This is a genomic window from Terriglobus sp. 2YAB30_2, from assembly GCF_052114765.1.
Lineage (GTDB): Bacteria > Acidobacteriota > Terriglobia > Terriglobales > Acidobacteriaceae > Terriglobus.
Genome location: NZ_JBFRFJ010000025.1, coordinates 13,708 through 40,090, shown reverse-complemented (window position 1 = coordinate 40,090; position 26,383 = coordinate 13,708). Strand labels below are relative to the sequence as shown.

At 58.4% G+C, this 26,383-nt stretch carries 17 protein-coding genes; 9 read left to right on the top strand and 8 right to left on the bottom strand.

What is annotated here, in order from left to right:
• Nucleotides 1–419: 419 nt before the first annotated feature.
• The gene (locus tag AB4Y89_RS23035; RefSeq protein WP_442303290.1) at nt 420–1,856 is read right to left on the bottom strand and encodes an alpha-L-fucosidase; all 1,437 of its coding nucleotides are present in this window, start codon (nt 1,854–1,856) and stop codon (nt 420–422) included.
• A gap of 217 nt (nt 1,857–2,073) precedes the next feature.
• On the opposite strand from AB4Y89_RS23035, the gene AB4Y89_RS23030 reads away from it, so the two are divergent.
• Nucleotides 2,074–3,585, top strand: a complete 1,512-nt coding sequence (locus AB4Y89_RS23030) for a sialate O-acetylesterase (RefSeq protein WP_442303289.1) — start codon at nt 2,074–2,076, stop codon at nt 3,583–3,585.
• Nucleotides 3,586–4,324: 739 nt separating this feature from the next.
• Here the strand turns inward: AB4Y89_RS23030 and AB4Y89_RS23025 are convergent.
• Both AB4Y89_RS23025 and AB4Y89_RS23020 read right to left on the bottom strand, forming a co-directional pair.
• On the bottom strand, nt 4,325–4,729 hold the full coding sequence (locus AB4Y89_RS23025; RefSeq protein ID WP_442303288.1) for an OsmC family protein: 405 nt from the start codon (nt 4,727–4,729) through the stop codon (nt 4,325–4,327).
• A gap of 143 nt (nt 4,730–4,872) precedes the next feature.
• Complete coding sequence (locus AB4Y89_RS23020; RefSeq protein ID WP_442303287.1) at nt 4,873–5,649, bottom strand: SDR family NAD(P)-dependent oxidoreductase; 777 nt, start codon at nt 5,647–5,649, stop codon at nt 4,873–4,875.
• Between the two features lie 215 nt (nt 5,650–5,864).
• Here AB4Y89_RS23020 and AB4Y89_RS23015 point away from each other — a divergent pair, with 215 nt between their 5' ends.
• Nucleotides 5,865–8,150: an outer membrane protein assembly factor BamB family protein gene (locus tag AB4Y89_RS23015; protein WP_442303286.1), complete on the top strand. Its 2,286-nt coding sequence runs from the start codon at nt 5,865–5,867 to the stop codon at nt 8,148–8,150.
• A gap of 4 nt (nt 8,151–8,154) precedes the next feature.
• On the opposite strand, the gene AB4Y89_RS23010 is transcribed toward AB4Y89_RS23015, so the two are convergent.
• From AB4Y89_RS23010 to AB4Y89_RS22995, 4 genes are all read right to left on the bottom strand, one after another.
• The gene (locus tag AB4Y89_RS23010) at nt 8,155–10,800 is read right to left on the bottom strand and encodes an ADOP family duplicated permease (protein ID WP_442303285.1); all 2,646 of its coding nucleotides are present in this window, start codon (nt 10,798–10,800) and stop codon (nt 8,155–8,157) included.
• A complete protein-coding gene (locus AB4Y89_RS23005) occupies nt 10,797–11,150 on the bottom strand; it encodes a PadR family transcriptional regulator (RefSeq protein ID WP_442303284.1) in 354 nt (117 codons plus the stop codon). The genes AB4Y89_RS23010 and AB4Y89_RS23005 overlap by 4 nt, the downstream gene beginning before the upstream one ends.
• Nucleotides 11,151–11,492: 342 nt before the next feature.
• Nucleotides 11,493–12,248: an SDR family NAD(P)-dependent oxidoreductase gene (locus AB4Y89_RS23000; RefSeq protein ID WP_442303283.1), complete on the bottom strand. Its 756-nt coding sequence runs from the start codon at nt 12,246–12,248 to the stop codon at nt 11,493–11,495.
• 52 nt (nt 12,249–12,300) lie between these two features.
• Complete coding sequence (locus AB4Y89_RS22995) at nt 12,301–13,083, bottom strand: SDR family NAD(P)-dependent oxidoreductase (RefSeq protein ID WP_442303282.1); 783 nt, start codon at nt 13,081–13,083, stop codon at nt 12,301–12,303.
• Between the two features lie 273 nt (nt 13,084–13,356).
• Between AB4Y89_RS22995 and AB4Y89_RS22990 the strand changes: the two genes are divergently transcribed.
• From AB4Y89_RS22990 to AB4Y89_RS22980, 3 genes are all read left to right on the top strand, one after another.
• The gene (locus AB4Y89_RS22990; protein WP_442303281.1) at nt 13,357–14,268 is read left to right on the top strand and encodes a sugar phosphate isomerase/epimerase family protein; all 912 of its coding nucleotides are present in this window, start codon (nt 13,357–13,359) and stop codon (nt 14,266–14,268) included.
• A gap of 13 nt (nt 14,269–14,281) precedes the next feature.
• On the top strand, nt 14,282–15,076 hold the full coding sequence (locus AB4Y89_RS22985; protein ID WP_442303280.1) for an IclR family transcriptional regulator: 795 nt from the start codon (nt 14,282–14,284) through the stop codon (nt 15,074–15,076).
• Nucleotides 15,077–15,208: 132 nt separating this feature from the next.
• Nucleotides 15,209–16,222 carry an SMP-30/gluconolactonase/LRE family protein gene (locus tag AB4Y89_RS22980; RefSeq protein ID WP_442303279.1) on the top strand — a complete coding sequence of 338 codons (1,014 nt, stop codon included), beginning with the start codon at nt 15,209–15,211 and terminating at the stop codon, nt 16,220–16,222.
• 182 nt (nt 16,223–16,404) lie between these two features.
• Here the strand turns inward: AB4Y89_RS22980 and AB4Y89_RS22975 are convergent, their stop codons facing one another.
• Complete coding sequence (locus tag AB4Y89_RS22975) at nt 16,405–17,361, bottom strand: NAD-dependent epimerase/dehydratase family protein (RefSeq protein ID WP_442303278.1); 957 nt, start codon at nt 17,359–17,361, stop codon at nt 16,405–16,407.
• A gap of 139 nt (nt 17,362–17,500) precedes the next feature.
• On the opposite strand from AB4Y89_RS22975, the gene AB4Y89_RS22970 reads away from it, so the two are divergent.
• From AB4Y89_RS22970 to AB4Y89_RS22955, 4 genes are all read left to right on the top strand, one after another.
• Nucleotides 17,501–19,627, top strand: coding sequence for a transketolase C-terminal domain-containing protein (locus AB4Y89_RS22970; protein WP_442303277.1), 2,127 nt, complete (start codon nt 17,501–17,503; stop codon nt 19,625–19,627).
• Nucleotides 19,628–19,650: 23 nt separating this feature from the next.
• Nucleotides 19,651–20,043: a cupin domain-containing protein gene (locus AB4Y89_RS22965; RefSeq protein WP_442303276.1), complete on the top strand. Its 393-nt coding sequence runs from the start codon at nt 19,651–19,653 to the stop codon at nt 20,041–20,043.
• Nucleotides 20,044–20,547: 504 nt separating this feature from the next.
• Nucleotides 20,548–22,473 (top strand): FG-GAP-like repeat-containing protein, encoded by a 1,926-nt coding sequence (locus AB4Y89_RS22960; RefSeq protein WP_442303275.1) that lies wholly within the window; start codon nt 20,548–20,550, stop codon nt 22,471–22,473.
• A gap of 167 nt (nt 22,474–22,640) precedes the next feature.
• On the top strand, nt 22,641–26,246 hold the full coding sequence (locus AB4Y89_RS22955) for a TonB-dependent receptor domain-containing protein (protein ID WP_442303274.1): 3,606 nt from the start codon (nt 22,641–22,643) through the stop codon (nt 26,244–26,246).
• Nucleotides 26,247–26,383: the final 137 nt, after the last annotated feature.

The following is a 26,383-nucleotide window of genomic DNA, read 5'->3' as shown; positions in this document are numbered from 1 at the left end:
CCCTCGCCGCCACCGCCTACAACCTCAAACGCATCTACATCCTCCAGAAATCCCACTAAAACAGCTCCCATCCACACTCAACAATGAAATCCTCCAACAACGGCTCACTCATCCAGAGAGATGATGCCTCTCTCACACAGACTCTGAAGCCCCTTCGAGGTTTCGGGGGTTCGAAACCTGGGGCGTTGCCCCAGGCTGGTATAGAACGCGCCTTTCCACCCCAATGAACGAGTTCATTGGGGACCCCGGCCTTCAGCGCTTATCAGGTCCGGGTGCCCCACCCTCACAACGTTAGGGTGGGCTAGGAATAACCCCAGAATTCTCGGAGAACATATAAACGAATCTTTGTATGTACTTCTTGGGATTCTTAAAACAAAAAAGGCGCCGGAGTAATCCTCCGGCGCCTTCGTTCGTATCGCTTATTTCGATTCAAGAACCAGCACAGTCGCAATCGGATCAAGCGCCTTCTCGGGCAGGGAGACATCAAGCACTCCCTCTTTCTGCGTAAACTTCAACGCCTTGTGAGACGCGTCCGCCAGCAGGTAGGCCTTGGTGACGGTGTGTGGAACCTTCTCTACATGGAAGCTGCCCTTCGGCCAGGCGAAGAGATGGATGTAGATACGGTTGGCCTTGGTCGTCGAACGCCACTCCCACGCGGGAACAAACTTCGGCTTGGCATTGCCTTCTGCTGGAGCAAACGATCCCGCCTCCGCTCCGAAGAGTGTGGCCTTGGCTCCATAGATCGCCTCACCATTGACGGCCAGCCACTTGCCCACAGCATGCAGGCGCTCAACCTCGGGCTCGGGAACCTTGCCCTGGGCATCCGGTCCAATGTTCAGCAGGTAGTTGCCACCCTTGCTGGTGATGTCGATCAGGTTGCGCAGCAGCGTCTCGGTCGATTTGAAGTTGGTGTCGAACGACTTGTAACCCCAGGTGTCGTTGATGGTCATGCACGACTCCCAGTCACGGCCTGGATATCCCTGTGCCGGGATGTACTGCTCCGGAGTCTCGGTGTCGCCCTTATAACCGCCACCCAGGCGATTGTTCCAGATCAGCTTGGGATACTGGTTCAGCACCTTCACCACTTCGGCGGCGCGCTCCGGAGTCATCTTGCTGGTCGGTGTATCGAACCAGATGATGTCGGGCGCGGTCTTGTAGTTTGCGAGCAGTTCTTTGATCTGAGGGATCGCTTTGGTTTTCAGGTAGTCGTCGAAGCTGCCATCCTGCGCCGGATCCCAGTGGCCGGTCTCTTTGTTGTGGTTGCCGCGAACTGCCGCCGCGCCACCGGGAGCGGTCCAGTCCTGTGCCTGCGAATAGTAGAAGCCGAGGTGGATGCCGGCTTTGTGGCACTCCTCTGCGAGCTCGCGAAGAGGATCCTTCTTGAATGGCGTGGCGGCGACGATGTTGAACGGATCGGTCTTGGAGTCGAACATCGCAAATCCGTCGTGATGCTTCGAGGTGATCACGATGTACTTCATGCCCGCATCCTTCGCCARCGCGACGATGTCGTGGGCGGAGAAGCCGGTGGGGTTGAAGTTGGTTGCGAACTGTTTATAGTCGGCGACCGGAATGGAAAGATCGTTCATGATCCATTCCCCAATATGCGTGGTGCGCTGTCCATGCCACTCACCCGCCGGAACGGCGTACAGGCCCCAGTGGATGAACATGCCGAAACGTGCCTCGCGCCACCATGCCATACGGGCATCATGCTGTGCCGGGGTCTCCTTGTCCTGGACAGCGGGGACGGGGTGAGCGGTGGCGGACGATTCGATCGTGTGCCCTTCCAGTTGGCCGTATGCGGATACGGAAGAGAGAACACACGCGCCAAGCGCCATGCGCAGGACAAAAGAGTTCATAGGTATCATCCTCATGGTTGAGCCTTGTCAGATAATGCCGGCGGCCGTTCGAAACAAGAAACATGGCCTCCGCTCGACGGAACAACATTAGGGGATTCACCCGGGTTTTGTCGAGGCATTCGTGTATATGCGAAAAATATGTTTTACAGGTAATACATCTTGACATCGCTTCAGTTAACCGATTAATTTGCCGGAGATTTGCAAGGAGACGATGCTCATGAAGCCAACGGCGCGCAGGTATTTTCCCTCCGCGAAACGGAAGACACTGTTCGCAGGGATGGCCTTTCTTGCCGCCTGCGCGGCTGTCCCGCAATGCCGTGCAGAGGTTGAACTTGCCCGTCTCTTCAGCGACCATATGGTGCTGCAGCGTGACCTTCCGATCCATCTCTGGGGAATGGCGGAGCCGGGGGAGCAGATCCATGCGCAACTGCAGGATGCTTCCGCCGAAGCAGTAGCGGACGATCTGGGGCGATGGAGCGTCTATCTCCCCTCCAGAAAGGCCGGCGGCCCTTTTGAGGTGGTGGTTCGCGGCAGGAATGAGGTCCGACTCCAGGATGTGATGATCGGCGATGTCTGGGTAGCCTCCGGTCAATCGAACATGGAGTTCGGCATGAAGACTGTGGCGAACTCCGAGGCCGAGCTCAGAAAGGCCGGCGAATACGACATCCGCATCGTCAATGTTGGCCATGCCTACTCCGAGTTTCCGCTCGCGGATCTGAAGGCGGGCGTCTCCTGGGCGAAGGCGGATGAGATCAATCTCCTGAACTTCTCGGCGGTGGCGTATCTCTTTGCCCGCAGAATCGAAGACAGCCAGCACGTCCCGGTTGGGATCATCGAATCGTCCTGGGGCGGAACGCCCGCCGAGGCCTGGACGAGTATGCGTGTCCTCGCAGCCTCTCCTGAACTGACGCCGGCCTTTGCCGCCTGGGCGAAGATCCTGGAAGGCCGCACCGAGGAGGAGCTCCGGTTTACGCAATCGCAAAAGAATCCAGTGGCAGGGCAAAAGCCGGCGCCTGCTCCGCGCGATCTCAACGCATGGCATCCTGCCTACCTCTTCAACGCCATGATCGCGCCGCTGACGCCGTTTCCGATCAAGGGCGTGCTCTGGTACCAGGGTGAAACAAATACCTCGGAGTGGAACTACGCCTACTACGCTCCGCTCTTCCGAGCGATGATCGAAGACTGGAGAACGCAGTGGAAGCTCGGAGATCTCCCGTTCCTCTTTGTCCAGATTGCGAACGTGAAGGCATCGTCTCCGGCGAACAAGTGGGCCGAGATCCGCGAGGCGCAGATGCAGACGCTGACGCTGAAGAACACCGGAATGGCGGTGACCGCTGACATCGGTGAAGCTGCTAACGTTCACCCGCGCAACAAGCAGGATGTTGCCGATCGTCTCTCTCGCGCCGCCCGTAGGGTCGCGTATGGAGAAAAGATCGAGTCCTCAGGCCCGATCTATCGCAGCTCCATCGTTGTTGGCGATCAGGTAAGAATCTGGTTCGAGCATGGAGAGGGACTCCTGCTCAAGGACACAAACGCATCTCCCTTTGAGGTCGCCGGCGCAGACAAGGTCTTTCATCAGGCTACGGCATCGATCGAGAACGATGTGCTGATTCTTCGTTCCCCCGATGTGCCACATCCAGTGCAGGCAAGGTATGCATGGCTGGATAATCCCACATGCACTCTCTATAACGCCGCAGGCCTACCTGCATCGCCGTTTCGAACCCACTAGAGCAGTTTCCCTGTCGGTGTGCGGGGCTTGTATATCTATGGGCGTTTTCCTCAATGAAAACGCTGCGGCACACCCTTTTCGGGCTACCCAGCAACAAGGAAATGCTCTAAACGCGGCCTTATCTCGGCTAAGCCTTACGAGAGCGTTACGCTACCCGCTTTTGGGGTGGCGGGGCGGTTTCCAGGCGATTCCTGTGCCAGAACACATACTCCTCAACCGGAACTCTCCGAGGTTCGAACCGACACGAGACTGGCGGCAGTTGGGAAGGTGGTTCTTCGAGGAGAACCGTCGTCTCCGAAGAAACGCGGTTATCGGCAGAAAGCGATGGTTGAATCATGGCTGCACCCGTCTTTCCATAGTGTGGATTACTTGGGTTGAGGACGCAGTGACCGTGGTCACCTGAAAGCTAACAGCTTTTCTTAGACCGAAGATGCTACTCCATTTCGATCAGAAATTCCAATAGCCTTCTTCGCTGTCAAAACGTATTTTCACCGCCGGGAGAGATCACATCTCACGCAAAAAGTTTCAGTTATCGGTTACGTGATCAATGTGGTCCAGCATGATGACCTGAACATCACTTTGTTCGGGCTCAAGCTTTAATCCTTGCCATCTTCCGAGGAGGTGGCTAGAGCTTTTTCTCTGTTGCTGGGTATCCCGAAGGGGCGTGCAGCGGCGTTTTCATTGCGGAAAACGCCCAATACATGCGGAAGCCCTACATCACACCTACAGGGAAATGCTCCTATCCCCAGCGGAAGGTGATCGTGGCGTCGATCTCGGGCTTCAGGATGTTGTGGACCGGGCAGGCATGCGCGGCGCGCTCCAGCCTTCTGGCCTGCTCTTCGCTCAGAGCATAGGGGACATGCACCGTCACCGCGAGCTTCGAGAACCGTCGCGGCGCGTTCGCCATCTCCTTTTCGACCGTTGCTGTCGCGCCAGTGATGTCGATATCCATCGATTGTGCGGCGATCGCCATAATGCTCAGGATGCAGCTTCCCAGGGACACGGCCAGCATCTCGCTGGGAGAGAAGCTCTCACCCTTGCCATGGTTGTCCTTCGGCGCATCGGTGATGACAACGGTGCCGGACTCCGCATGTTCCGCCCGGCAGCGCAGGCCGCCCTGATAGTGAACTAGGGTCTCGCTCATAGGCCATGGTAGCAACGCCGGGGCAGATTTTCCCGATCTCGTTGTCGCTCGTCGTTCCAGTAGGCCAGCTACAGTTCTCTCCTCACTCCTAGAGCTCAGAAAAATCTGCTCCCGGCGTTAACTGGCACAGTTGGATGACATGCCTAACTGTGATACCACCCGCCATTCAGGTTGATGGTCTGGCCGGTCACGTACTCAGTCGTGGCGAGGAAGAGGGCTGCCTGTGCAATCTCATCCGATGTACCGAAGCGGCCCATAGGTATCAGGTCCGGCTGGACGGCAGTCCCTTTGCGGATCATGTCGGTATCGATCAGGGCCGGTGCAATAGCGTTGGAGGTAATGCCCTCCTTCACCAGCAAGCTGGCATAGCTGTGCATCAGGCCGAGCATTCCTGCTTTACTGGCTGCATAGTGCGGTCCGACAACGCCTCCGGTCTGCGCTGCAATGGACGACAGAAAGATCAGGCGTCCCCATTTCCGCCTTCGCATGCCTGGGATCACCGCCTGCGACATCAAGAACGAAGAGGTGAGGTTTACCTGGATGGTGTAATTCCATTCCGCAAGATCCAGCTCCTGGAGCGGTACGCGATGCAGGATGCCTGCGTTGTTGACCAGGATATCGATCGGTCCCAGAGCTTCTTCACTGGCTGAGACCAGGTGCTGCACATCGCCTTCCCGGGAAACGTCGGCCTGCACGGCAACAGCGGTTCCGCCCTGTTCTGTAATCAGGCTTACTGCTTCTTCGGCGTCGTCCTTTGCGTGCAGGTAGTTAATCGCGACAACGCATCCGGCCTCCGCAAATCGCAGGGCGATGGCCCGGCCGATTCCTCGTGATCCTCCAGTGATGAGCGCCGTTCTTCCGTGCAGTGGCTTCCCGGTCAAGCTGTTCTCCATGAGCGTCATTGCCGCTCGATCACTCATGGTGCAATGTCGTTCGGGGCGAAAGCAAGCCGCGACGGCAGATTCTTCCTTGACGATGCTGACGACGCGTTGCTAGTATTCGTCGTCGTAATAAGCAAAATAAATTGCATAATACGCAATATTTCCGGCTCTGTAATCGTCCCGCAAGTGCGGCTGCCGTTTCGGCGGTATCCGCACCTCTCAGGTGCTTGTGGCTGTAACAAAAGGGCAGATCGATGCAATTCCGTTCGAAGGTAAAGTCCGTCGCAGTTCTCGGAGTATTGGCTGCAGGCGTTGGTCTCTTGTACGGGCGCCACTCTACGCCGGTGGTTGAGGCAGCCGCCGCCTCCGGGCCGGCTCAATCCGCGGCTTCCAGCTCCTGGCTCGCTTATGGCGGCTCTAACGCGGATGCGCAGTACTCGAGCCTGAAGCAGGTCAACCGTTCGAATGTGGGCCAGTTGCAGCAGGTGTGGTTTTATCCCTCCGGGAACAACGGCTTCCGGTACGGCTCCAACCCGCTGGTGGTGGATGGCGTGATGTTTGTCTACGGGAAAGACAACGACATCGTTGCGCTGGATGCCACGAACGGTAACGAGATCTGGTGCCATCACACCTACAATCCTCGGCTGATCTCCCATCGCGGCATGGCGTACTGGGAGAGCAAAGATCGCTCAGACCGCCGCCTGATCTTCCACATGAACAACGAGATCCACGAGCTGGATCCGCGTACCGGTAAGGAGATCGCGACCTTCGGGAAGAACGGAGCCGTGGATCTGCGCGAAGGTCTGGGACGCGATCCAAAGTCGATCCGCCAGATCGAGTCCGGAACGCCCGGGCGCGTCTTTGAGAATCTCTACATTACCGGATCGGCGACGGGGGAAGAGTATGAATCGCCGCCGGGCGATCTTCGTGCCTTCGACGTTATCACCGGAAAGCTTGTATGGCAGTTCCATACCGTTCCCCATCCCGGCGAGATGGGCTATGACACCTGGCCGAAGGATGCGTACAAGTACGTTGGCGGCGTGAATAACTGGGGCGAGTTCTCCATCGACGAGAAGCGGGGGATCGCCTACTTTCCGCTGGGATCGCCGACGTATGACTTCTACGGCGCCGACCGCAAGGGAGCAAACCTCTTTTCCGACTGCATCCTGGCGCTCGATGTACGCACCGGTAAATATCTCTGGCACTTTCAGACGACGCATCACGATCTCTGGGACTACGACCTGATGACGGGGCCGAAGCTCTTGACCATCCAACACGGCGGCAAGAATGTGGATGTGGTTGTACAGGCGGGAAAAAACGGCTTCGTCTATGTGCTCGATCGAACCAGCGGTAAACCGATCTGGCCGATCGAAGAGCGTCCGGTGCCTAAGTCTGATGTGCCCGGAGAAGAGTCCTGGCCGACTCAGCCTATTCCCACACATGTTCCACCGTTCGCCCGGCAGGCGTTCACTCCGGAGATGGTGAACCCCTATATTGCCGACCCGAAGGAGCGGGAGGCGATCCGCAAACAGGTCGCAGAGGCGCGCCAGGAGGGAATCTATACTCCACCTACCCTGGGCACCACGATGGAGACGCCGGGAAACAACGGCGGCGCTAACTGGGGATCGGGAGCGGTCGATGCCTCAACCGTAACCTTCTATGTCATGTCGAAGGATGCGCCGTCGCTCCTGCATCTTGAGGCCAAGCCGCCGAAGCGTGTCGTCACCGGTCCGCCGGAAAATGCCGGAATGGTGACCTACCTGCAAAACTGCCGCGCTTGTCATGGCGCCGACCGTAAAGGGCAGCCGCCGGCGATTCCTTCGCTCGATGGCGTGATCCAACGTGCGGGCGCGGATCGCGTGCGTAATGCGGTTAAGACGGGGCTGGCGCCCATGCCTGCTTTCCCCGATCTCGACGACAACGACATCGATCGTCTCATCGCCTATTTGAAGTCGCCGGAAAAGGCGAAGATCGAGCCAGATGTGCTGACCCGGCTCATGGCTCCGCCGCCCGCGACAACAAGCAAGCTTGGCCCCGGGGGAATACGTTACTGGACCGGCTACGGCTATATGAACTCTTCCGATGGTTTGCCGGCGATCAGCCCGCCCTGGTCATCGTTGACGGCCTATGACATGAACAAGGGCCAGATCAAATGGAAGATTCCTATCGGAGACGTCGCTGCGCTGGCCGAGAAAGGCATCACCGGCACCGGCAGCTTCTGGCCTCGCGGAGGCGCTACGGTCACCGCAGGCGGCCTGATCGTTGTGCCGACCAAGTCCGACAGTAAGTTGCACTTCTATGACAAGGACACCGGCAAGCAGGTCGGCGAGCTCTCTGTGCCTGCAGGCCCGGAGGGTATTCCCACGGTCTACGAAGTTGCAGGCAGGGAATACATCGCGATTAGTGCTCGTCCTAACCCGGAGCGTATCCCCGTCGGCGATCAGCAGCCTCCAGAGCCCAACCAGGGATCCGCTGAGCCTGCCGGTGGAAAGACGACGCAGGGCTACTACGTCTTCGCTCTGCCTGTTACCAGGAAATAGATGACTAATCAGTCCGGAGCGCCTGCATCGGATCTAACCGGGAGGCGCGCCATGCGGGAGCGAGACAGGCCAGAACTGCCACCGCAAACAGCGTGCCGACCACGCAGCCGAGAACCACAGGATCCAGAGGTTTTGTTCCGAAGAGCATCGATTCAAAGAGGCGTGTCGCCACGAAGCTAACCGCCAGGCCAAGCCCTAACCCCAGCAGCGCCGGACGCATGCCATCGCCGAGCATCAATCGCAAAAGTTGATCGCGCTGCGCGCCGAGCGCCATGCGGATGCCCAGTTCCGTGGTCCGTTGCGTAGCCAGGTACGACAGCACTCCATACAGCCCGACTGCGGCCAACAGCAGCGAGAGAATGGCGAAGACAAGCACCAGCCTTGCGCTAAGGCTTGCGTTCACCAGCGACGCGCCGATGACCTCGTCCATGGTGCGCACATCTGAAACAGGAAGTTCCGGGTCGAGAGCTGCAATCTGCCGCTGCACCGGAATCGAGAACTGTAGCGGCGCCGATGTTGTGTGCACTGCGAGCATCTGGGAGCCAGTGCCTTCGAGCATCGGGAAGTACATGGCCGCCTTCGGCTCTTTTCCAACCTGATACAAGGTATCGCCGACAACGCCTACGATCTCGTAGTCGACGATGCCAGGTGCTCCGTCATGAGGATGTGCGGGAACGTGCAGGTGTCTCCCGATAGGATCCTCTCCGGGGAAGTATTTCCGTACAAGTTGATTGTTCACGATTACTTTGTACGACCGAGCACCGCGTTCATCATCCGTAAAGAACCGGCCACTCAGGAGCGGAATTCCGAGCGCGCTGAAATAGCCAGGATCGGCCCAGCGTGACAGTGCTTCCGGCAGGTTTTCGCTGGCGTTGACTGGAGGGTGCTCTTTCACGGTAAAAATGAAGTCGCCCCAATAGCCCGCACCCGGAAGCGTATTGCCCAATCCAGCGGCCCGTATTCCGGGAATGTTTCTGACGCGCTCGAGCAGCGCCTCATTGAATGCGTTTCGCTTCTCCGGCGTATCGTATTTCTTCTCCGGAAGGCTGTAGTTCAGCGTGAGCATGTTCTGGGTGATACTGCCCACATCGGCTGCACGCAGCCGCAGAAAGCTCTTGAGAAGCAGACCTGCGGAGACCAGCAGGACCACCGTGATTCCGATCTCGGCCGTGAGCAGCGTTTTGCGTAGTACTGTGCGGGAAACGCTACTGGCGCCGGTCCGCGCGGAGGCCTGCAGTGCGTTCATCATCGCCTTGCCCGTTGTTGAGAGCGCAGGCAGCAGCCCGGCGATCAACGTCGCTGTGATCATGAGGACGCTTGCAAATGCGATCACGGTTCCGTCGATATAGATACCTTGCGCGGTGGGCAGATCTTTCCATGCGTGCGCGAGCGACCGTGTGGCAACTACCGACAGGGCAACGCCGCCCACGCACCCGGCGGCGCAGATCAGCACACTCTCAGCCAGCTGTTCGCGAATCAAGGTGGCTCGCCGCGCTCCAAGTGCGCTGCGAATGGCTACTTCTTTCTGCCGTGCCGCACCTCGGGCTACCAGAAGATTTGAGACGTTGAGGCAGCCGATCAGCAGCATGCAGCCGACGGCGCTCATCATCAGATTCAGAGGCTTCTTCACGTTTCCGGCGAGGTCTTCGTTGAGCGAACGTGGAGTGACATCTTCCGCCACGGGATCATGAGGATACTGCAGATGGAGCTGGTACTGAACCGCGCCCACCTCTTCCAGGGCGCTGGCAAGGCTTACATCGGGTCGCAGCCGCGCGATGACCTGGCTCTGGTGGAAATCGTGATGCTGCAGGAACTCCGGCGTGGCGTCGGCTTGATAGGGACGCCATAGCTGGATACCGGCATCGGGATAGGCAAACCAGGAAGGCAGTACTCCAACGACAGTGAACGGCCGGCCATCGAGATGAATCTGACGGCCCACAATCGCGGGATCACCGGCAAAGCGCCGCTGGAAGACGCTCCAGCTCAACATGACGGCAGTGCTGCCGGGCCGGTCTTCCGGTTCACTGAAGGCCCGGCCAAACGCCGGCTTCACTCCCAGAAGTTGAAACAGGTTCCATGAACCTGCGGCAGCGCGGACTGACTCCGGCAGTTCGCTCCGTTCGCCGGTCAGGTTGTACCCGGCATAACGGATGATGGCCATATCTTCAAAGCCGTGGGTTTTGGAGCGCCAATCGTAGAAGTCTGCAGGGGCGACCTGAGTGCGGCTATCAGCCGCCGCCCCGTTTGCTCGGCGGTGTTCATAGACAACCACCAACCGGGCCGGATCCCGGAAGGGAAGTGGCCTCAGCAGCACCGAGCGGACAATCGTGAAAAGGGATATGGCGGCTCCCATGCAAAGAGCCATGACCACAACCGCGATGACCGAGAATCCGGGCGTGCGGCGTAGCGTGCGAAAAGCGTACTTCAGGTCGCGGAAGAGATGAGTCAATGGCATGGGAGAGTTCTGCACCCATAGCGACTCGCGCACCTGCTGCGAGTTACCGAGCTTCACCCGCGCTCGCCGGCGTGCCTCTTCCGGCGACATACCGCGCGCGACGTTGTCAGCGATCTCTTCCGATAGAAAGGCATCGAGCTCAGCTTGCAACTCGGCATCCTTGCGTTTGCGGCGAAAGAATCTCAGCCAGCTCATTGCGCGCCTCCTTCTTCGCCCATTACAAGGCCGATGGCCCGTGTCATCTGGCGCCAGCGGGTGGTCTCGCGAGCCAGTTGCTTACGGCCTTCCGCTGTCAGCCGGTAGAACTTTGCCTTGCGATTGTTCTCGCTCGCGCCCCAGTAGGAGGAGACCCATTTCCGGTCTTCGAGGCGGTGCAGCGCCGGATACAGGGAGCCCTGCTCCACTTCCAGAAGATTCTCCGAGGTGTGCTCAATGACCTTCGCGATGGTGTGCCCGTGCGCGTCACCGCTGACAAGTGTCCGCAGAACCATCATGTCCAGCGTGCCCTTCAGCATTTCAGCCTGTGGTTGGCTCTTTCCCGGCATACCTTCTTCTCCCCTCGAACTTCTATTGGAAGGAAATAGTACACCACTCGAAGTTCTATGGGAAGAAGTGGAAGAGGGATATAAGCGCTGAAGGCGCGCTCTATACCAGCCTGGGGCAACGCCCCAGGTTTCGGGGCACATTGAAATTTAAAGGGCTGAAGGCCCGCTCTATAGTTCTTCAGCAAAAGGCGAACTTGTCGATGTGGTGAGTCTAAAGTTCACGACATAAATCATGAAGAGCTTTGCCCTCCGAAGCGTTGAAAAGCAGGTCCTTCACGAAATCACCCAGCGAACAAGTTCGCTGGGGACTCCGAGACAGCACACTGGATATTTACTGCAGCTTTACTTGCCTACCCAGCCGCCGTCGACATACAGTGACTGACCGGTGACATAAGCTGCTTCATCCGAGGCGAGAAATGCAGCGACGGAGCCGATCTCGCACGGTTTGCCCGGACGTCCGAGAGAGATCTGCGCGACCACGTGCGGCAGAATATCCGGACTTTCCAGTACCCAGCGAATCATCGGTGTATCGATTAATCCCGGATGGATACAGTTCACCCGAATGCCGTAAACACCCATCTCCGCGGAGATGTTGCGAGTCAGCGCCTCCACTGCCAGTTTGCTGGGAGCGTAGTGCGTGCGTCCAGGCAGCACGCGCGCGGCCTGGATGGAACCGATATTGATGATGGCGCCCTGGCGGCCTTCGGCGATCAGGCGTTTGCAGAAGGTCTGGGCGCACATCCACTCGCTCTTCAAGTTGGTCTGCGTCACCGCATCCCATTGTTCGTCGGTCAGTTCCGTGAAGGGGACGATAGTCTCAATGCCTGCATTGTTCACCAGGATGTCCGCGGGGCCGAGCTGTGCCCAGGTCTCGTCGAAGAGACGCTCCACATGGCAACGCTGCGAGACATCGCCTGCAACCGCGAGGCATCGGCCGCCCTGGGACTCGACATATTGCTTCACCTCTTCGGTCCGCGAATCAATGTGCAGATCATTGATGACGACATCAGCGCCTTCCCGGGCAAATGTTTCTGCGATACCGCGTCCAATACCCTGGCCCGCTCCGGTAACGATCGCAATCTTCTTTTGAAGTTTCATAATAAGTGACCCTTCCCAATCTCTATTGCCTGGGATATCTGCTGTTTATGTTTCAGTGAATGGTCCATCCGCCATCGACCATCAAGGTGTGACCTACGATCATGTCGGCAAAAGGGCTGGAAAGGAAGAGTACGGCACCGACGAGGTCGTCCGGCTGATTCCAGCGCCCGCGAGGAATCATCTCCTGCGTCGCCCACTCCCTATATCCAGGGCGTTCGAGGATGTTCTTCCGTGACTCCGTCTCCGTAATACAGGGAGCGACGGTGTTCACCAGAACTCCTTTGCCGGCCCACTCCAGAGAGAGAGCCTTGGCCATGTGATGCACTGCCGCCTTCGCCGCGGCGTAGATCGCGCGTTTCTTGAAAGCAATTTCACCGAAGTTGGAACCGATATGGATGATGCGGCCGCCCTCCGGCTGCTGCAGCATAATCTTTCCTGCGGCCTGCGAGGCAAAAAAGACACTCTTGACCGTGGCGTCGAAGGTCTTGTCATACTCTTCTTCGGTGACATCGACGGCGTCGCCCGTTCCGGTCCAACTGGCATTGTTCACCAGGATGTCGACACGTCCAAAGTGGTCCACCGTTTTTTGAATGAGTGCCCGGCAGTCCGCGACCTTGTTGACGTCGGTGATGACGATCTCCGCCCTTCGCCCCAGGCCTTCGATCTCACGCTTCACCGCCTCGATCTCTTCCATGCGGGGGCCTGGATACTTCGCCAGCACCAGGTGTGCGCCGGCCTGGGCCAGGCCGACAGCGATCGCACGGCCGATTCCCTGAGAGGCGCCAGTGACAATGGCGATTTTGTCCGTCAGTTGAAAGCTTGAATAATCTGGCAAGGCGGCTCCTTCCGCGGAGTTACAGCACTTCATCCCTTAAAACTGTCTTCGATCAGGGAGGATTGATTGCGTAACGAGAGAAGTATATTGCGTATAGTGCAATATCGCAAAGCCTAAATTTTGCACCGATTTTCTTCTCAGGGAGCCCCTGTGGCGTGTCCTCGCCGGTCAGGGAATCCTTGACAGGCATATCTCCGGCAGGGCAGAGTAGTTGCGTTTGACGCAAATAAAATTGCGTGATGTGCAATCGAAAGATTTGCCAGGGAGGCCTGCATGACTCGCCCTTTTACGCGCCGTGAGCTGTTGTTTGGAGCAGCCGGCATGACGGCTGCCGCCGTGTGTCCACCCCTCTTTGCCGCTCCAGCCAGAAAGCTGCAGATCCATATCGGGTACACGGGCATCACCTGGATGAACGACCAGATCGAGCAAGCTGTTGATTCCGTCTCCTCGCTAGGATTCTACGGCTTTGAGACCTTCGGTGACGTGCTGTCGAAGTGGAAGGCCCGCGGCGGGCTGGCGCCGGTGTTGAAGGCAAAGAACCTTCCGCTGATCTCCGGCTATTGCACCGTGAACCTGACGGACGCATCGCGGAAAGAAGAGCAGCTCGCAAAAGCGAAGGAGTGGTGCGGTCTTATTAAGGAGTGCGGCGGCCGCATCTTTGTCGTCGGCCCCAATCCGGTGAAGCGGGTTACCTACGACTTTGCCGCCAGCAAGAGCGGTATCGTCAGCATGCTCAACGATCTGGCAAAGACGGTGGAACAGGAGGGGCTCACCCCGGTCCTGCACCAGCACACCGGGACCTGCATCGAGTCCCGGGACGAGACCTACGCGGTGCTGGAAGCGGTGGACACCCGCCACCTGAAATTCGGTCCCGACGTGGGCCAGTTGACCAAGGGAGGCCAGGACGCCGTGAAGGTCGTCAAGGACTTCCTCCCCATCGTGCAGCACATGCATCTGAAGGACTTTGACGGGAATGACGACCACCTGCTGGGATACTGCCCCCTCGGCCGGGGGAAGGTCGATGTACCCGCCATTCTGAAGCTGATGGACGGCCGAAAGATTAGTGGTATGGTAATGGTCGAGTTAGATAACGATTTCAAGAATCCATCCTCGACCCCTTCCGCTGACCTGGCAAAGCAAAGCAGGGACTACCTGAAGTCGATAGGAGTTGGATTTAGGGGTTGAGTACAGTAGGTACATGCCGAAAAAAGCTGCACAGGTCCCATTCATTCAAAGTCTCGACCGCGGTCTGACGATTCTGCAGGCCGTCGCCACGTCAAAGCACCCGGTAAACCTGGGTGAGCTGGCAGAGTTGCTCGACGTTGACCGCAGCAGTGCATTTCGGTTGGCGCAGACCCTCAGGCGCCGCGGCTTTCTCTCTACACCCGCGGGCCGAAAGGACTATATCCTTGGTTCCGCGATCTGGACCCTCTCGCGCCAGTATGACTGGAGCAAGATGCTCGTCCGTGTGGCCCACCAGGAGCTCAAGGACCTGGCCGGCGGTCTGAATGAGACCGCCCACCTCGCCGTGCGCGAAGGCAAGAACGCGCTCTTTATCGATTCAGTCCACGCTCGGCGCGTGATCGCCGTCGCCGGGCAAACCGGCGAGCTGGTACCGATGCATGCCACCGCCCACGGAAAAGCGCTTCTCGCCGACTTCGACGACGAAGAGCTGAAGGATATCTTCGGCGCGTCGTTGCAGAAGTTCACGAAGACAACCATCACCTCCTTTCCCGTGTTGCTTAAGGAATGCCAGTCGATCCGGCAGCGGGGATATGCGACAGACGAGGCCGAGTATATGGAGGGCATGCGCTGCATCGCCGCTCCTATCCGCCTGCACGATGGCTCCATCGTCGGTTCCATCGGCATCTCCGCACCTGCAACCCGCTTCCTGAAAGAGCACTATACCGCCCATTCAAAGCGCGTGGTGCAGTGTGCCAAGAAGATCGGCGAACGGCTCAGCATCACCGAAGAGACCCCCGACGAGGGATAGAGCTTCCATACCTTCGATTCACGAAACGCGCCCCTATAGTGGGCGCGTTTTCATGGAATCTATAGCCTCAGGCCTTGCGCAGGTTACTGTGTATATCGCAAGATTGATTGCGTGATAAGCAATGGAGGAAGAATGAATCCAATCCTGGATTTCGGGATCGATACGTCGAAGCTGCAGTACATCGGGGAAGGCCTGCAACGCCCGGAGTGCATCCTGGCGGAGAAGGATGGGACGCTGTGGTCCGCGGACTCGCGCGGCGGTGTAGTTCGCCTGCGGCATGACGGCAGCCAGCAGATCATCACCCAGAAGATCTCTGCGCACTTTGCGCAGGCAGACAGCGAAGCGACCCGCTATCTAACCGGAACACTGCCGAACGGGCTTGCCTTCGCCGAGAACGGCGACATCCTGATCTCGAACTTCGGTACTGACCGTCTGGAGATCATGACGCGCACGGGAGAATCCAAAGTCCTCGCCGACAGTATCGAGGGAGAGGCCATCGGCAAGGTCAACTTTGTCCTGCGCGACTCGAAGGGCCGCATCTGGATCACTGTCTCCACCAGGATCAAGAACTGGATGCACGCATTGCGTCCCGATCTTCCCGATGGCTACATCGCCCGCTATATCGACGGCAAGTTCCGCATCATGGCCGAGGGCTTTCACTTCACCAACGAGATCCGCATGGATGCGAAAGAAGAGTATCTGTACGTCGTCGAGACGACCGGCGGCTGCATCAGCCGGCTTCGCGTCCACGATGACGGCACGCTGGGCGAGCGTGAGATCTTCGGTCCCAGCAGCCTGGGAACCGGCGCCTGGCCGGATGGTATCGCCTTCGACAGTATCGGCAACCTATGGGGCACGTGTGTCTACTCGGACAAGCTCTTCATCCTTACGCCGCAAGGAGATCAGCGTGTCCTGCTGGACGAGGGCGACCCGGTGAAGGTGAAGGCTCTTGAAGACCAGTTCCGCGCCGGCGCTGTGACGGAAGATGTTCTCTTTGCCACGGGTCGCGGCGTCGCTCCATGGATGGCGAGCGTCACCTTCGGAGGCCCGGACCTGAAGACCGTCTACATCGGCTCACTGCGGGCACACAATATCCCGTACTTCCAGAGTCCGGTTGCGGGACTTCCGATGGTGCACTGGAAGTAATCGAATGATGGAATAAGTGAATGATTGAATGATGCTCGAGCAAAGTTCGGGCAAGTCGGCAAATCATCGCGTAAGCGGAGACTTCTGTTGCTGTATGTAAGATGCGGGTGCCCCATCCATCGCGAAAGCGATGGGTGGGACGTTCGAGCGAAGCTCGAATCCTTATTCAATCCTTCAATCCTTCAATTTCCCTCAATCACCCCACGCCGCTGCATATCCGTTACTGCCTCCTGCACTGCCTCGAATGACGTATAACGCGGCCGATAGCCAAGCAGTGACTTTGCCTTCTCAATACTGCAGTTTGGCGAGTGCGCGATGTGATCCCATGTCGCACGCGCGTCTTTCTCGCTGACCATCGTTGTCCATGTCTCCCAGGAGTAGAACTCCAGCTGTGGCTCCTGGCCGAACCAGCGAGACATTCCTTCGGCAAAGCCTCGCAGCGTCAGAGCCGCAGCAGAGACAACGTGGAAGCTCTCTCCGAGTGCGACGCTCCGGTGCGTCAGGGCCTGTACAAAGGCCTGCGCCACATCGTCGGCATGCACATGGTGTACGGTCTCAAGGCCCAGGTTCGGAAGGGGCAGAGCAGCTCCCCGCGCAAGCGTGGTGAAGACATCCGGGTTGAAGTTGCCCTGGGGGTTGATGGGGTTCCAGCCGGTACCGACCAGGTGACCGGGATGCAACAGCGTTGCGGGGAAGCCTTTGGTTCGTGCGAGCCGCAGTAGATAGTCCTCGATGGCGGTCTTCCGGAGTCCGTATTCACCAAATGGCGACCGCGGCGCGTCTTCGGTTGTCGGCACCTGGCAGCTATGACCGTGAATCCAGATGGTGCCGCAGTGCAGGAAATGCTCGACGCGGCCAAGGAGCGCCTCGGCGAGCTGAGCGGCGCTCTCCGGGGTGTAGCAGGTCAGGTCGATGACGCCCTGCCCGTCCAGCTCCGCGATGCGTTCGCCGAAGTTGCCGGCGGTCTCTTCCGCGTCGCGGTCCAGCACGACATGCTGAACGTACTTCCACGCCTGATCGGGGCGATAGGGGGACTTCACGCCGCGGGTGACACAGAAAACCTCGTATCCCGCATTCACGAGCCTGGGTGTCAGATAGCTGCCAATATGGCCGGAACCGCCGATGATCACAACGCGCATAGACCGATTGTCTCCGTTTTTCGGGTACTACAGTGTGCTTGACGATCGCAGGAAGCACTCCATATACTTTGCCTCACATAACGCAATCAATATTGCGTATTATGCAAATAATCTTGCATGGAAGGTCCAGGCAATGAGCATGCCCGTACTGTCAACCGCTGTCTCCAGATCCGCCTCAGGAGATCTCTCTCTGCACCGCGAGCCGGTGTATCGCGAGGGTGTGCTGAAGCTGCTTGCCATCAAGGACTCCGACATCCGCATCCTCACGCTAGAACAGAGCCGCGATGCGGTGGATAAGGGGCTGCACTCCGGCGGCGCCTTCTCGGCCATTCTGCCTATGGTGACTCTCTTCTATGGCGGGTTTCTGCGCCTCGACGTTGAAGACCCCACACGCCGCGGGCAGGACATCTTCACCCTCAGCAAGGGGCATGCGGTCGCGGCGATGGCGTCGATCTATGCGGAGCTGGGCTACTTCTCAGCCGACGTTCTGAAGAACTCCCGCTCGCACAGCAGCCTGCTCAACGGTCACCCGGGCCCGGTTCTCCCCGGAGTTCACATCGCCACCGGCCCCATGGGGCAGGGGATCGGCGTTGCTGAGGGCTTCGCCGTCGCCGGCAAACGCAGCCCTCGCTTCGATTCCTACTGCATGGTGGGCGATGGAGAGTTACAGGAGGGCTCCTGCTGGGAGGTCATCATGTATGCCTCGCAGCATAACCTCGAGAATCTGTGTGTCCTGGTCGATCGCAACAACGGTCAGCTCGATATCCACGACCGCATGCTTTATCCCATGCCGCCGCTTGCCGATGTCTTCCGGTCATTCGGATGGAATGCCTTGAGTGTCGATGCCACCGGCTTTGACGGAGTCTTCGATGCATTGAGCGCCTTCCGCTATGGTCCGCGGAATGGCAGGCCGACCGTGATCGTCTGCAACTCCAAGAAAGGCTTTGGAGCGTTCTCCGACCTCCTGAATAAGCACAAGGTCACAGTACCCGATGCCCTGTTTGCGCAGGAAGTGGAGATGCAGCAGAAGCAGCGCACGGCAAGAGTGACGGAATTCCTGGAACTGCTCAATAGAGTCGCGGGCGATGAGTCCCTCCATGAATTGCTGTTGCAGGCCGCTGCCGGCATGAATCTGGCAGTGGACGACAGCAGCGACTTCCTCAGGCAGGTCATCCGCCCGGTCCAGACCAGACGCGTTCCGCTGCGCGACAAGCAGATTCGCTACGATGCGGCGGCTCTTCTCAAACTTGACCGGAACAAGAGCTACAGCGCCGCTGAGGTGGTGACAGCGGGCATGAAGGTCTTCGCGCGTGATCAACGCGTGGTGTCGATCGACTCCGACCTGGCCTCGACCAGTGGTCTGGAGAGCGGTATTGCCGCTGTTGATCAGGCACGTGCCCTCAACGCCGGTGTCGCCGAAGCGAACATGATGCTGATGTCAGAGGGATTTGCAGCGCTGGGCTACAACACCTGGTGTAGCACCTTCTGCCCATTCTTCAATTGGCAGGTGCTTCGCCGCATTGCGGTCGGGCATCAGGAGCGTCTGGAGGCGATAGAGGCCGCGGACGGCTGGTTGAGCGAAGGGCACGGCCTCGATATCACCTTCCTGGCGACGGCCGCGAACTTTGAGACCCGCACCAACGGCGCAACCCACATGGGCAACGACGACGCCACTACCTTCGATGCGGTTGCGCATCTGAAGATCATCGATGTCTCGTGTCCGCAGCAGATGCTCTCCATCATGAAGTGGGTGATGGAAGGAAATAAGGGCCTGGTGTATGTACGGGTAATGCGTACGCCCTCGGCGGTGCTCTATGACGGCGACTACGAATTTGAGTATGGCAAGGGCAACGTCCTGCGGCAGAGTGAAAGTGACCGCGCCATCGTAATCAGCGCCGGTAGAGGAGTGCATGAAGCTCTTGGGGCTGCTGATCTGTGCGAGAAGGCCGGCGTGAACGTAATGGTGGTCGATATGCCATCGGTTGATGACGACCTTTTGCTGCGGTTGTATGAGACCGGCCTTCCCATCTTCTTCGCGGAACAGAACAACGGCTATCTCTGGCAGAACTTCCTTAAGGTGCTGTATCGCCATCGCGGCTCGGCCAGGCTCGATTCGCTCAACCGGGTCTTCACGGTGAACACGCTGGATGCGGACGGCAACAAACAGTTCATCCACTCGGCCACCTACGAGGAACTCGTTGAGGTCTTCGGTCTGACGCCCGCAAAGATCGCAGCGACAGTACAGCTGGCCGTTGCGCGCGCATAAAGCGGGATCTGGATAGGAGATCTATGGCAGTCAAAGTGATTCATGAGAGCGCGGTCGAAGAGCTTGATCTCCCCGGCAGGAACCTGCGCTGGGTGGTCACGCCGAAGAACGCCGACGCGAAGTACTGTTCGATGGCGGTTATCCGTGTAGCTCCCGGAGAGAAGGTGCGCCCGGCCCACTCACACCCGGACGGCGAAGAGGTGATCTACATCCTCAGCGGCCACGGCCGCGTGCTGGTCAATGGAGAGGTTGCGGAGGTGCGGACCGGCTCTGCGGTTCTCTTTCCTCAGGGCGAGATCCATATGCTGCAGAACCTCTCCGATGTGGAGATGAAGGTCGCTTGCTTCTTCGCTCCTCCGGCAAGCCTCAAAAACTACGCCTTCTTTGAAGACGTTGACTTCCCAGATGCAGGTTGAACCTGCTCTTTAATTGCTGCGTAACGGGAAGACTGCGAATTGTTCGCTGGGTGAACTATTCGAGCGCAGCCCCAATCGGCGGGAGCCCGTGGGCTTTCAGCCCACGGTTGCCGGCCAACCATAAAAGGTCGAGCTCTAGCCCTGGGGTTTCTCTTCTCCATCAGGAAAAGGGCCAGGGCTAAAAGCCCATTCCTGGTTTTGTGCTTTATCAGCGGGCTTGCTCCCACTCAGCTACCGGCAAGAGTTAGAGCCGTTGAGGGCCTTCCAGGCCCGCTAAATAAGGACGTTTCGTTATATGCGCGCAACCGGCGGAGCCTCTCTGAACAGCGCGCTGACGTGTGTTTTTACGAAATTCCGAATCTCAAAAAATTGCATAAATTCACCTCTCGACAATGGCACATCCGGGTGCTAGGATGGCTCCGTTTCTAAAATGGTGTTTGCATAATACGCAATCTATATTGCGATTAGTGCTACGGCAGCCATATTTTTCGAGGCTCGACATAAATGAGACGGTTGTCCCTGTTTGCAGCAGCTTCCGCATTGTCCGTGAGCGTGTCTGCCGCGCTTGTCGCGCAGTCCCCAAGCTTTGCTTCTGACGGCGCCTTTGCGGGGTCGTCTCTGTCTGGATGGCAGCAGATGGGCAGCGCGCAATGGTCTGCCTCCAATGGCGAGATCACCGGTACCGGCACCGGCCTGCTGGTCTTCAATAAGCCTGCACAGGACAGTGCCGTTTATCTACAGTTCCGCTGTGAAGGTGAATGCAACGCGGGCATCGTGATGCGCACAACGAAAGGCGCAAGCGGTATGAGCGGAGATTTACTCTCGATCCGGCCGCAGGAGCTGGCCGGCTACCACGCGACCTTCGATGAGTCCGGCAAGCTTGCAGAGCACACCCAGCTTCGCCTTGCAGGCGGTCAGATCCGTTTTGCGCCTCCTGCGCCTGCTGCCGGCGCGCCCGCTCGCCGTTTAACTCCCCCTGAGCCCCTGCCAATGCCTGCCGGCGCAACGGCGCCTTTGCAGCGTCCGGTGCATGGCCTGCGCGCTGGTGAATGGAATGACGTCGAAGTGCTTCTGGATGCCGATATCCTGCGGGCTTTCTTCAACGATGGCGGGGACGCCGTAAGCGTTGCGACTGAGAACATGAATGGCTATGGTCCGTTCGCGCTTTACGTCGGTGGTGGAACCGTTCACTTCCGCGCCATTGCGTACAAGGACATTGCGGTCAAGACGCTGCCCAAAGAGCAGGTCAGTCCCAACTTCCGCATGCAGCGGATCAACGAGTTCTACTACGGCTGGTCGGCCGCGGCCGCCGACTTCAATCACGACGGCAAGCTCGATATCGTCTCTGGCCCTTTCATCTACTTCGGACCTGACTTCACGCAGTCACGCGAGATCTATCCCGCGCAGATCGTGAACGCCTCCACCACCTACTCGATGGAGGACTGGGTGCAGCACGCCGCGGACTTCACCGGCGATGGCTGGCCCGATGTGGTGACAACCAGTCACGCCGACGGCGGCAAGACGGGAGCCGTGCTCTACGTCAATCCGAAGGGAGAGTCGCGGCGTTGGGAGAAGTTCACCGTCGTTGCCCCGATCGACAGCGAAGAGACAGTACTGGCGGATGTCGACAAGGATGGCAAGCCGGAGCTGGTGTACATGGGCGGCGGCTATATGTGCTACGCCAAGCCGGATCCATCGAACCCCACCGGCAAGTGGATCGTTCACAAGGTCAGCGAGCATGGACCCTGGCCCGCGCATGGCGTCGGCGCCGGTGATGTGAACGGCGATGGACGCGTCGACATCGTCGGCGCTTATGGCTGGTGGGAACAGCCTGCTCAGAACGATGCCGAAACGAAGTGGACCTATCATTCCGCTCCCTTCGGGAAGTGGGGACGCACCTCTGCCGGCGGCGCGAAGATTGGTGTCTACGACATCAACGGTGACGGACTCCCCGATGTTGTCACCTCCATGCAGGCGCATGGATGGGGCATCAGCTGGTTCGAGCAAAAGAAGTCTGCCTCCGGCGAGATCAGCTTTATCCCGCACGAGGTGATGGGGCATCTCCCATCCGAGAGCGCAGGCGGTGTGGTCTTCACCGAGCCGCATGCCTCCACGATCGCGGATGTGGATGGAGACGGCATACCCGACTTCGTCGTGGCCAAGCGCTACTGGTCACATCTCGATGACTTCTACGATCCCGATCCCTACGGTCCTCCGGTGCTGTACGTGTACCGCACAGTCCGCGACAAGAAGAGTCCCGGCGGAGCGCGCTTCGAGCCGGAGCTGGTTCATAACCTCTCCGGTGGTGGATCGGATGTTCTTGCTGTCGACCTGAAAGGTGATGGAAACATCGATCTCGTCACTTCCACGCGGAGCGGCACTTACATCTTCTGGGGAACAAGAAAGCAGAAGAAGACCGGCAGCCAGTAATCCGGCGATCGGAAAGCATTGAATTCATTTTCTGGTGCGACAACGCAAGAGCAATGGAGCAACCGGCGCTTGCAGCAGGCAGTTGAAAAAAGAACAAACCGGGGCCGCGACGGATACGGCCATTTGGGAGGAATGGAATGAAAGGTATCAAATTAGCACTCCTGTGCATGCTCCTTCTGTGTCTGGTGGGGATCACTCCTCACGCATGGGCACAGAGCGCTGCCGGATCTGTGGTGGGGACGGTCACTGACACAAGTGGATCGGTAATGCCGGGTACCCAGGTGACACTGACAAACAATGCAACCGGAGACAAGAAGGTCGTTGTCACTGCTGACAACGGCGACTTCCAGTTCCTGTCTCTTCTCCCCGGCGAATACGCGCTTACGGTTGAGAGAAGCGGCTTCAAACGCTACACCCACAACCCCGTCGAGGTGCAGGTCGCTCTGGCAACCCGTGAAAATGTAGAGCTCGCGATTGGCGAGACGACGGAAGAGGTCACCATTACCTCGCAGGCGCCAATCATTCAGTCGGAGAATGCATCTCTCGGCCAGGTCGTTCAGGGCAAAGCCGTGACCGAGATTCCGCTGAATGGAAGAAACGTGCTGGCGCTGGTCGGCCTTGTCCCCGGCGTGGTTCCGCAGGGCAGCTCGTCAGGCAACCTGACCGGCCAAAATGTATTCGCTGCCGGTAACTATCAGATCGGTGGCGGCAGCGCCAACCAGAGCTCCACGCTCTATGACGGTGCGCCGGTGAATGTCTCCTATGGCAATGCCACTATCCTCGTGCCGTCGCAGGACGCTGTGCAGGAGTTCCGCGTTCAGACCAGCAACAACACGGCCGAGTACGGCATGTACACCGGCGGCGTCGTCAACATCGCCAGCAAGTCAGGTTCGAATAAGGTTCACGGAACGGTATACGAGTACGTCCGCAACACGATCTTCAACTCGACCCCGTACTTCGCGAAGCATACCGATGTTCCGGCAAACGTTCTGGGCAAGAATCCGTACCACCAGAACCAGTTCGGTGGGAATATCGGCTTCCCGATCTTCAAGGATAAGGTCTTCGGATTTTTCGACTACCAGGGCTACCGGCAGGCGCAGAAGCGCCTCTATAACTACACGGTACCGACGGTAAAGATGCGCACAGGCGACTTCAGTGAACTGTGTACCCTTAACTCATCGACCGGCTTCTGCACCAATGCGTCAGGCAGCCCGGCTTCGGTGGCCACCGCGGGGCAAGTCTACGATCCATGCGGCGGCACTGCATCGGCAGGCCAGGGATGCCCTGGTTATACCGGCCCGCGCACGCCGTATCCGAACAACATCATTCCGCAGGCTCGCTGGAGCAAGGTAGCCACCAACCTGCTGGCCTTCCCGTACTATGCGCAGCCCACACGGTCCGGTGTGACCAATAACTTCGTAGCCTATGCTGGTTCCGGTGGCACGAACGATCAGTACAACGGCCGCGTCGATTTCAAGATCGGCGATAAGCAGAATCTCTTCGGCCGTTATACGCAGTGGAACTCAAACAACGCCGCATCGGATCCGTACAAGAATGGTCTTCGTTCCGGCGATCCCATTTCGCCCGAGTCGTTCAAGACTTACCAGACCGTTGTCGGGGACTCGTACATGTTCAGCCCGACTCTGGTAGGCGATCTGCGGCTCTCCTTCACCCGCTGGAACTACGTTCGTACGCCTGGAACCCTGGGGTATGACGAGACCAAACTCGGTTTCCCGTCGTACATGGGAACTATCTCCGGCCTGAACAATGTGCCGAGCTCGACCACGGTGCCCGCAATTGCGTTGTCGAACCCGACGGTCAACGGAATTGGTACCGGCTATATCTTCTCGGTCAACAACAACTACGTCATTGCACCGACCATTACGAAGACCATCAGAACCCACACCATCAAGGCGGGTGTGGATCTGCGCCGCATGGAGATGAAGTACTTCCAGAACAACAGCCCCGGCGGATCGTTCCAGTTCAATACCTTCATGTCCTCGTTTGGAAACAACGCGGCAGGTGGACATCCCTTCGCCTCATTCCTGATGGGCTACATGGTCGATCAAGCGTCTTCGGCCAGCGTTGTGCAGATTGCTCCGCCGACCTTCAGCACCATCTACTACCAGGGCTACTACGTGCAGGACAACTGGAACCTGACCCCGCGGCTGACTCTGAACGTCGGTCTGCGGTATGAGATTCCGGGCACGTTCCGCGAGACCAACAACCTGATCGCCACCTTCAATCCCAACGAGGTGAATCCGGTTCTGGGCAACGTTACGATCAATGGCCGGGCAGTTACCGGAGCCTATGATCTTGTCTCTCCAGGACAGGGAACCCGCAACGAGCACTTCGCGAACTTCTCGGGGCGTCTCGGCCTGGCATGGAGGCCCGATGACAAGACGGTCGTTCGCGCAGGATGGGGCAAGTTCGTGATCCCGGCAATCCTGCAGTTCCCGGAGTCCCCGGTCCAGTCACCGCTCTCCTACATCACCAACAATCCGGTTACCACGTTGGACTCAGGCAAAACTCCGAACGCTACGCTGGATAATCCTCTGCCTAGCGGCATTACGCCCGCTCCCGGCCGCGGAGCCAACTACCAGAACCTGCTGCTCGGCGGCTCCGCAAATGCGCTGCAGAAGGATGAAGAGAACGGCGCCACCTACCAGTGGAACTTCGCCATCCAGCGTCAACTCCCTCTCGGAGTTGCACTCGAAGCTGCCTATGCCGGTCTGCATGGCTCTCACCTGCCGAACAGCCACAGCATCAACCAGGTTGCGGCCTCGTATCTGAATCAGGCGGCGAGTGACCCCAACTGCGTGGGCTCAACGGCAAACCTGTCGAGCGCGTGTTTCCTCACCAAGACGGTTCCGAATCCGTTCAACAGAGCAGCGTTCAATCAGGGCTCGCAGCAGTATGCAACCATCAGCTCCACACAGCTCTATCGTCCGTTCCCACAGTATGGCGGCATCTCCAACACTGGAAATTATGTCGGCGTCAGCAACTACAACGCACTGCAGATGAAGATGGAGAAGCGCTTCACTTCGGGTGGAGTGCTGCTCGGCTCGTATACCTTCTCGAAGCTGCTGGCCAACACTGAGTCGCTGACCTCCTGGCTTGAGGCAACCGGAGCTCCCGGCTATCAAAACAACAACGATCTGGGTGGAGAGTACGCGCTCTCCGGCTATGATTCGCGCCAGCGTCTTACCGTCAGCTATGTCTACTCACTGCCATTCGGCCGCGGACAGCACTTTGCCTCCGGTGTCAGCGGCGTGATGGATAAACTGGTCTCCGGGTGGGGATTCAACGGTGTGACCACCTTCCAGAAGGGCTATCCGCTGGGACTCTCCATGGCCTCAAACACCGTCAGCACTTACTCGCTGGGCGGTACGACACGTCCGAATGTGGTCCAGGGTTGTTCCAAGGCGGTCGGAGGAAGTGTGCAGTCGCGGTTGGGAGATAAGTTCTCCAACAGCGGATACTTCAACACCTCATGCTTCGTTGCTCCGGGCAACTTCAAGTTCGGCAACGAATCCCGTACCGATAACACGCTACGTGCTCCAGGCATAGCGAACTTCGATCTCGCTTTGTTCAAGGACACGCACATGACTGAGCAGGTGATCCTGCAGCTTCGTGTCGAGTCGTTCAACCTGTTCAACCGTGTTCAGTTCGGCGCGCCCAATACCTCCATCGGATCGGCGCAGCAGGGACAGATCACTACCCAGGTGAACGAGCCCAGGTTGCTGCAGCTCGCCGCCCGTATCAATTTCTAAGACGTTGTATGCCCCCGGTAAAGCCGTGCCGCGAAGCGGCACGGCTATTTTTTGTTTGGGTGGGAGTGTAGCGGCCTTTAAGGGTGGGAGCAGCGGGCTTAAGCCCGCTGATAAAAGCGCTGAAGGCGCGTTCTATA

Coding starts and splice junctions, on each gene's coding strand:
- AB4Y89_RS23030 (WP_442303289.1), top strand. CDS start 2,074: ATGAAGCCAACGGCGCGCAGGTATTTTCCCTCCGCGAAACGGAAGACA.
- AB4Y89_RS22990 (WP_442303281.1), top strand. CDS start 13,357: ATGACTCGCCCTTTTACGCGCCGTGAGCTGTTGTTTGGAGCAGCCGGC.
- AB4Y89_RS22985 (WP_442303280.1), top strand. CDS start 14,282: ATGCCGAAAAAAGCTGCACAGGTCCCATTCATTCAAAGTCTCGACCGC.
- AB4Y89_RS22965 (WP_442303276.1), top strand. CDS start 19,651: ATGGCAGTCAAAGTGATTCATGAGAGCGCGGTCGAAGAGCTTGATCTC.
- AB4Y89_RS23010 (WP_442303285.1), bottom strand. CDS start 10,800: ATGAGCTGGCTGAGATTCTTTCGCCGCAAACGCAAGGATGCCGAGTTG.
- AB4Y89_RS22975 (WP_442303278.1), bottom strand. CDS start 17,361: ATGCGCGTTGTGATCATCGGCGGTTCCGGCCATATTGGCAGCTATCTG.
- AB4Y89_RS23000 (WP_442303283.1), bottom strand. CDS start 12,248: ATGAAACTTCAAAAGAAGATTGCGATCGTTACCGGAGCGGGCCAGGGT.
- AB4Y89_RS22960 (WP_442303275.1), top strand. CDS start 20,548: ATGAGACGGTTGTCCCTGTTTGCAGCAGCTTCCGCATTGTCCGTGAGC.
- AB4Y89_RS22970 (WP_442303277.1), top strand. CDS start 17,501: ATGCCCGTACTGTCAACCGCTGTCTCCAGATCCGCCTCAGGAGATCTC.
- AB4Y89_RS23025 (WP_442303288.1), bottom strand. CDS start 4,729: ATGAGCGAGACCCTAGTTCACTATCAGGGCGGCCTGCGCTGCCGGGCG.
- AB4Y89_RS23015 (WP_442303286.1), top strand. CDS start 5,865: ATGCAATTCCGTTCGAAGGTAAAGTCCGTCGCAGTTCTCGGAGTATTG.
- AB4Y89_RS22980 (WP_442303279.1), top strand. CDS start 15,209: ATGAATCCAATCCTGGATTTCGGGATCGATACGTCGAAGCTGCAGTAC.
- AB4Y89_RS23005 (WP_442303284.1), bottom strand. CDS start 11,150: ATGCCGGGAAAGAGCCAACCACAGGCTGAAATGCTGAAGGGCACGCTG.
- AB4Y89_RS22955 (WP_442303274.1), top strand. CDS start 22,641: ATGCTCCTTCTGTGTCTGGTGGGGATCACTCCTCACGCATGGGCACAG.
- AB4Y89_RS23020 (WP_442303287.1), bottom strand. CDS start 5,649: ATGAGTGATCGAGCGGCAATGACGCTCATGGAGAACAGCTTGACCGGG.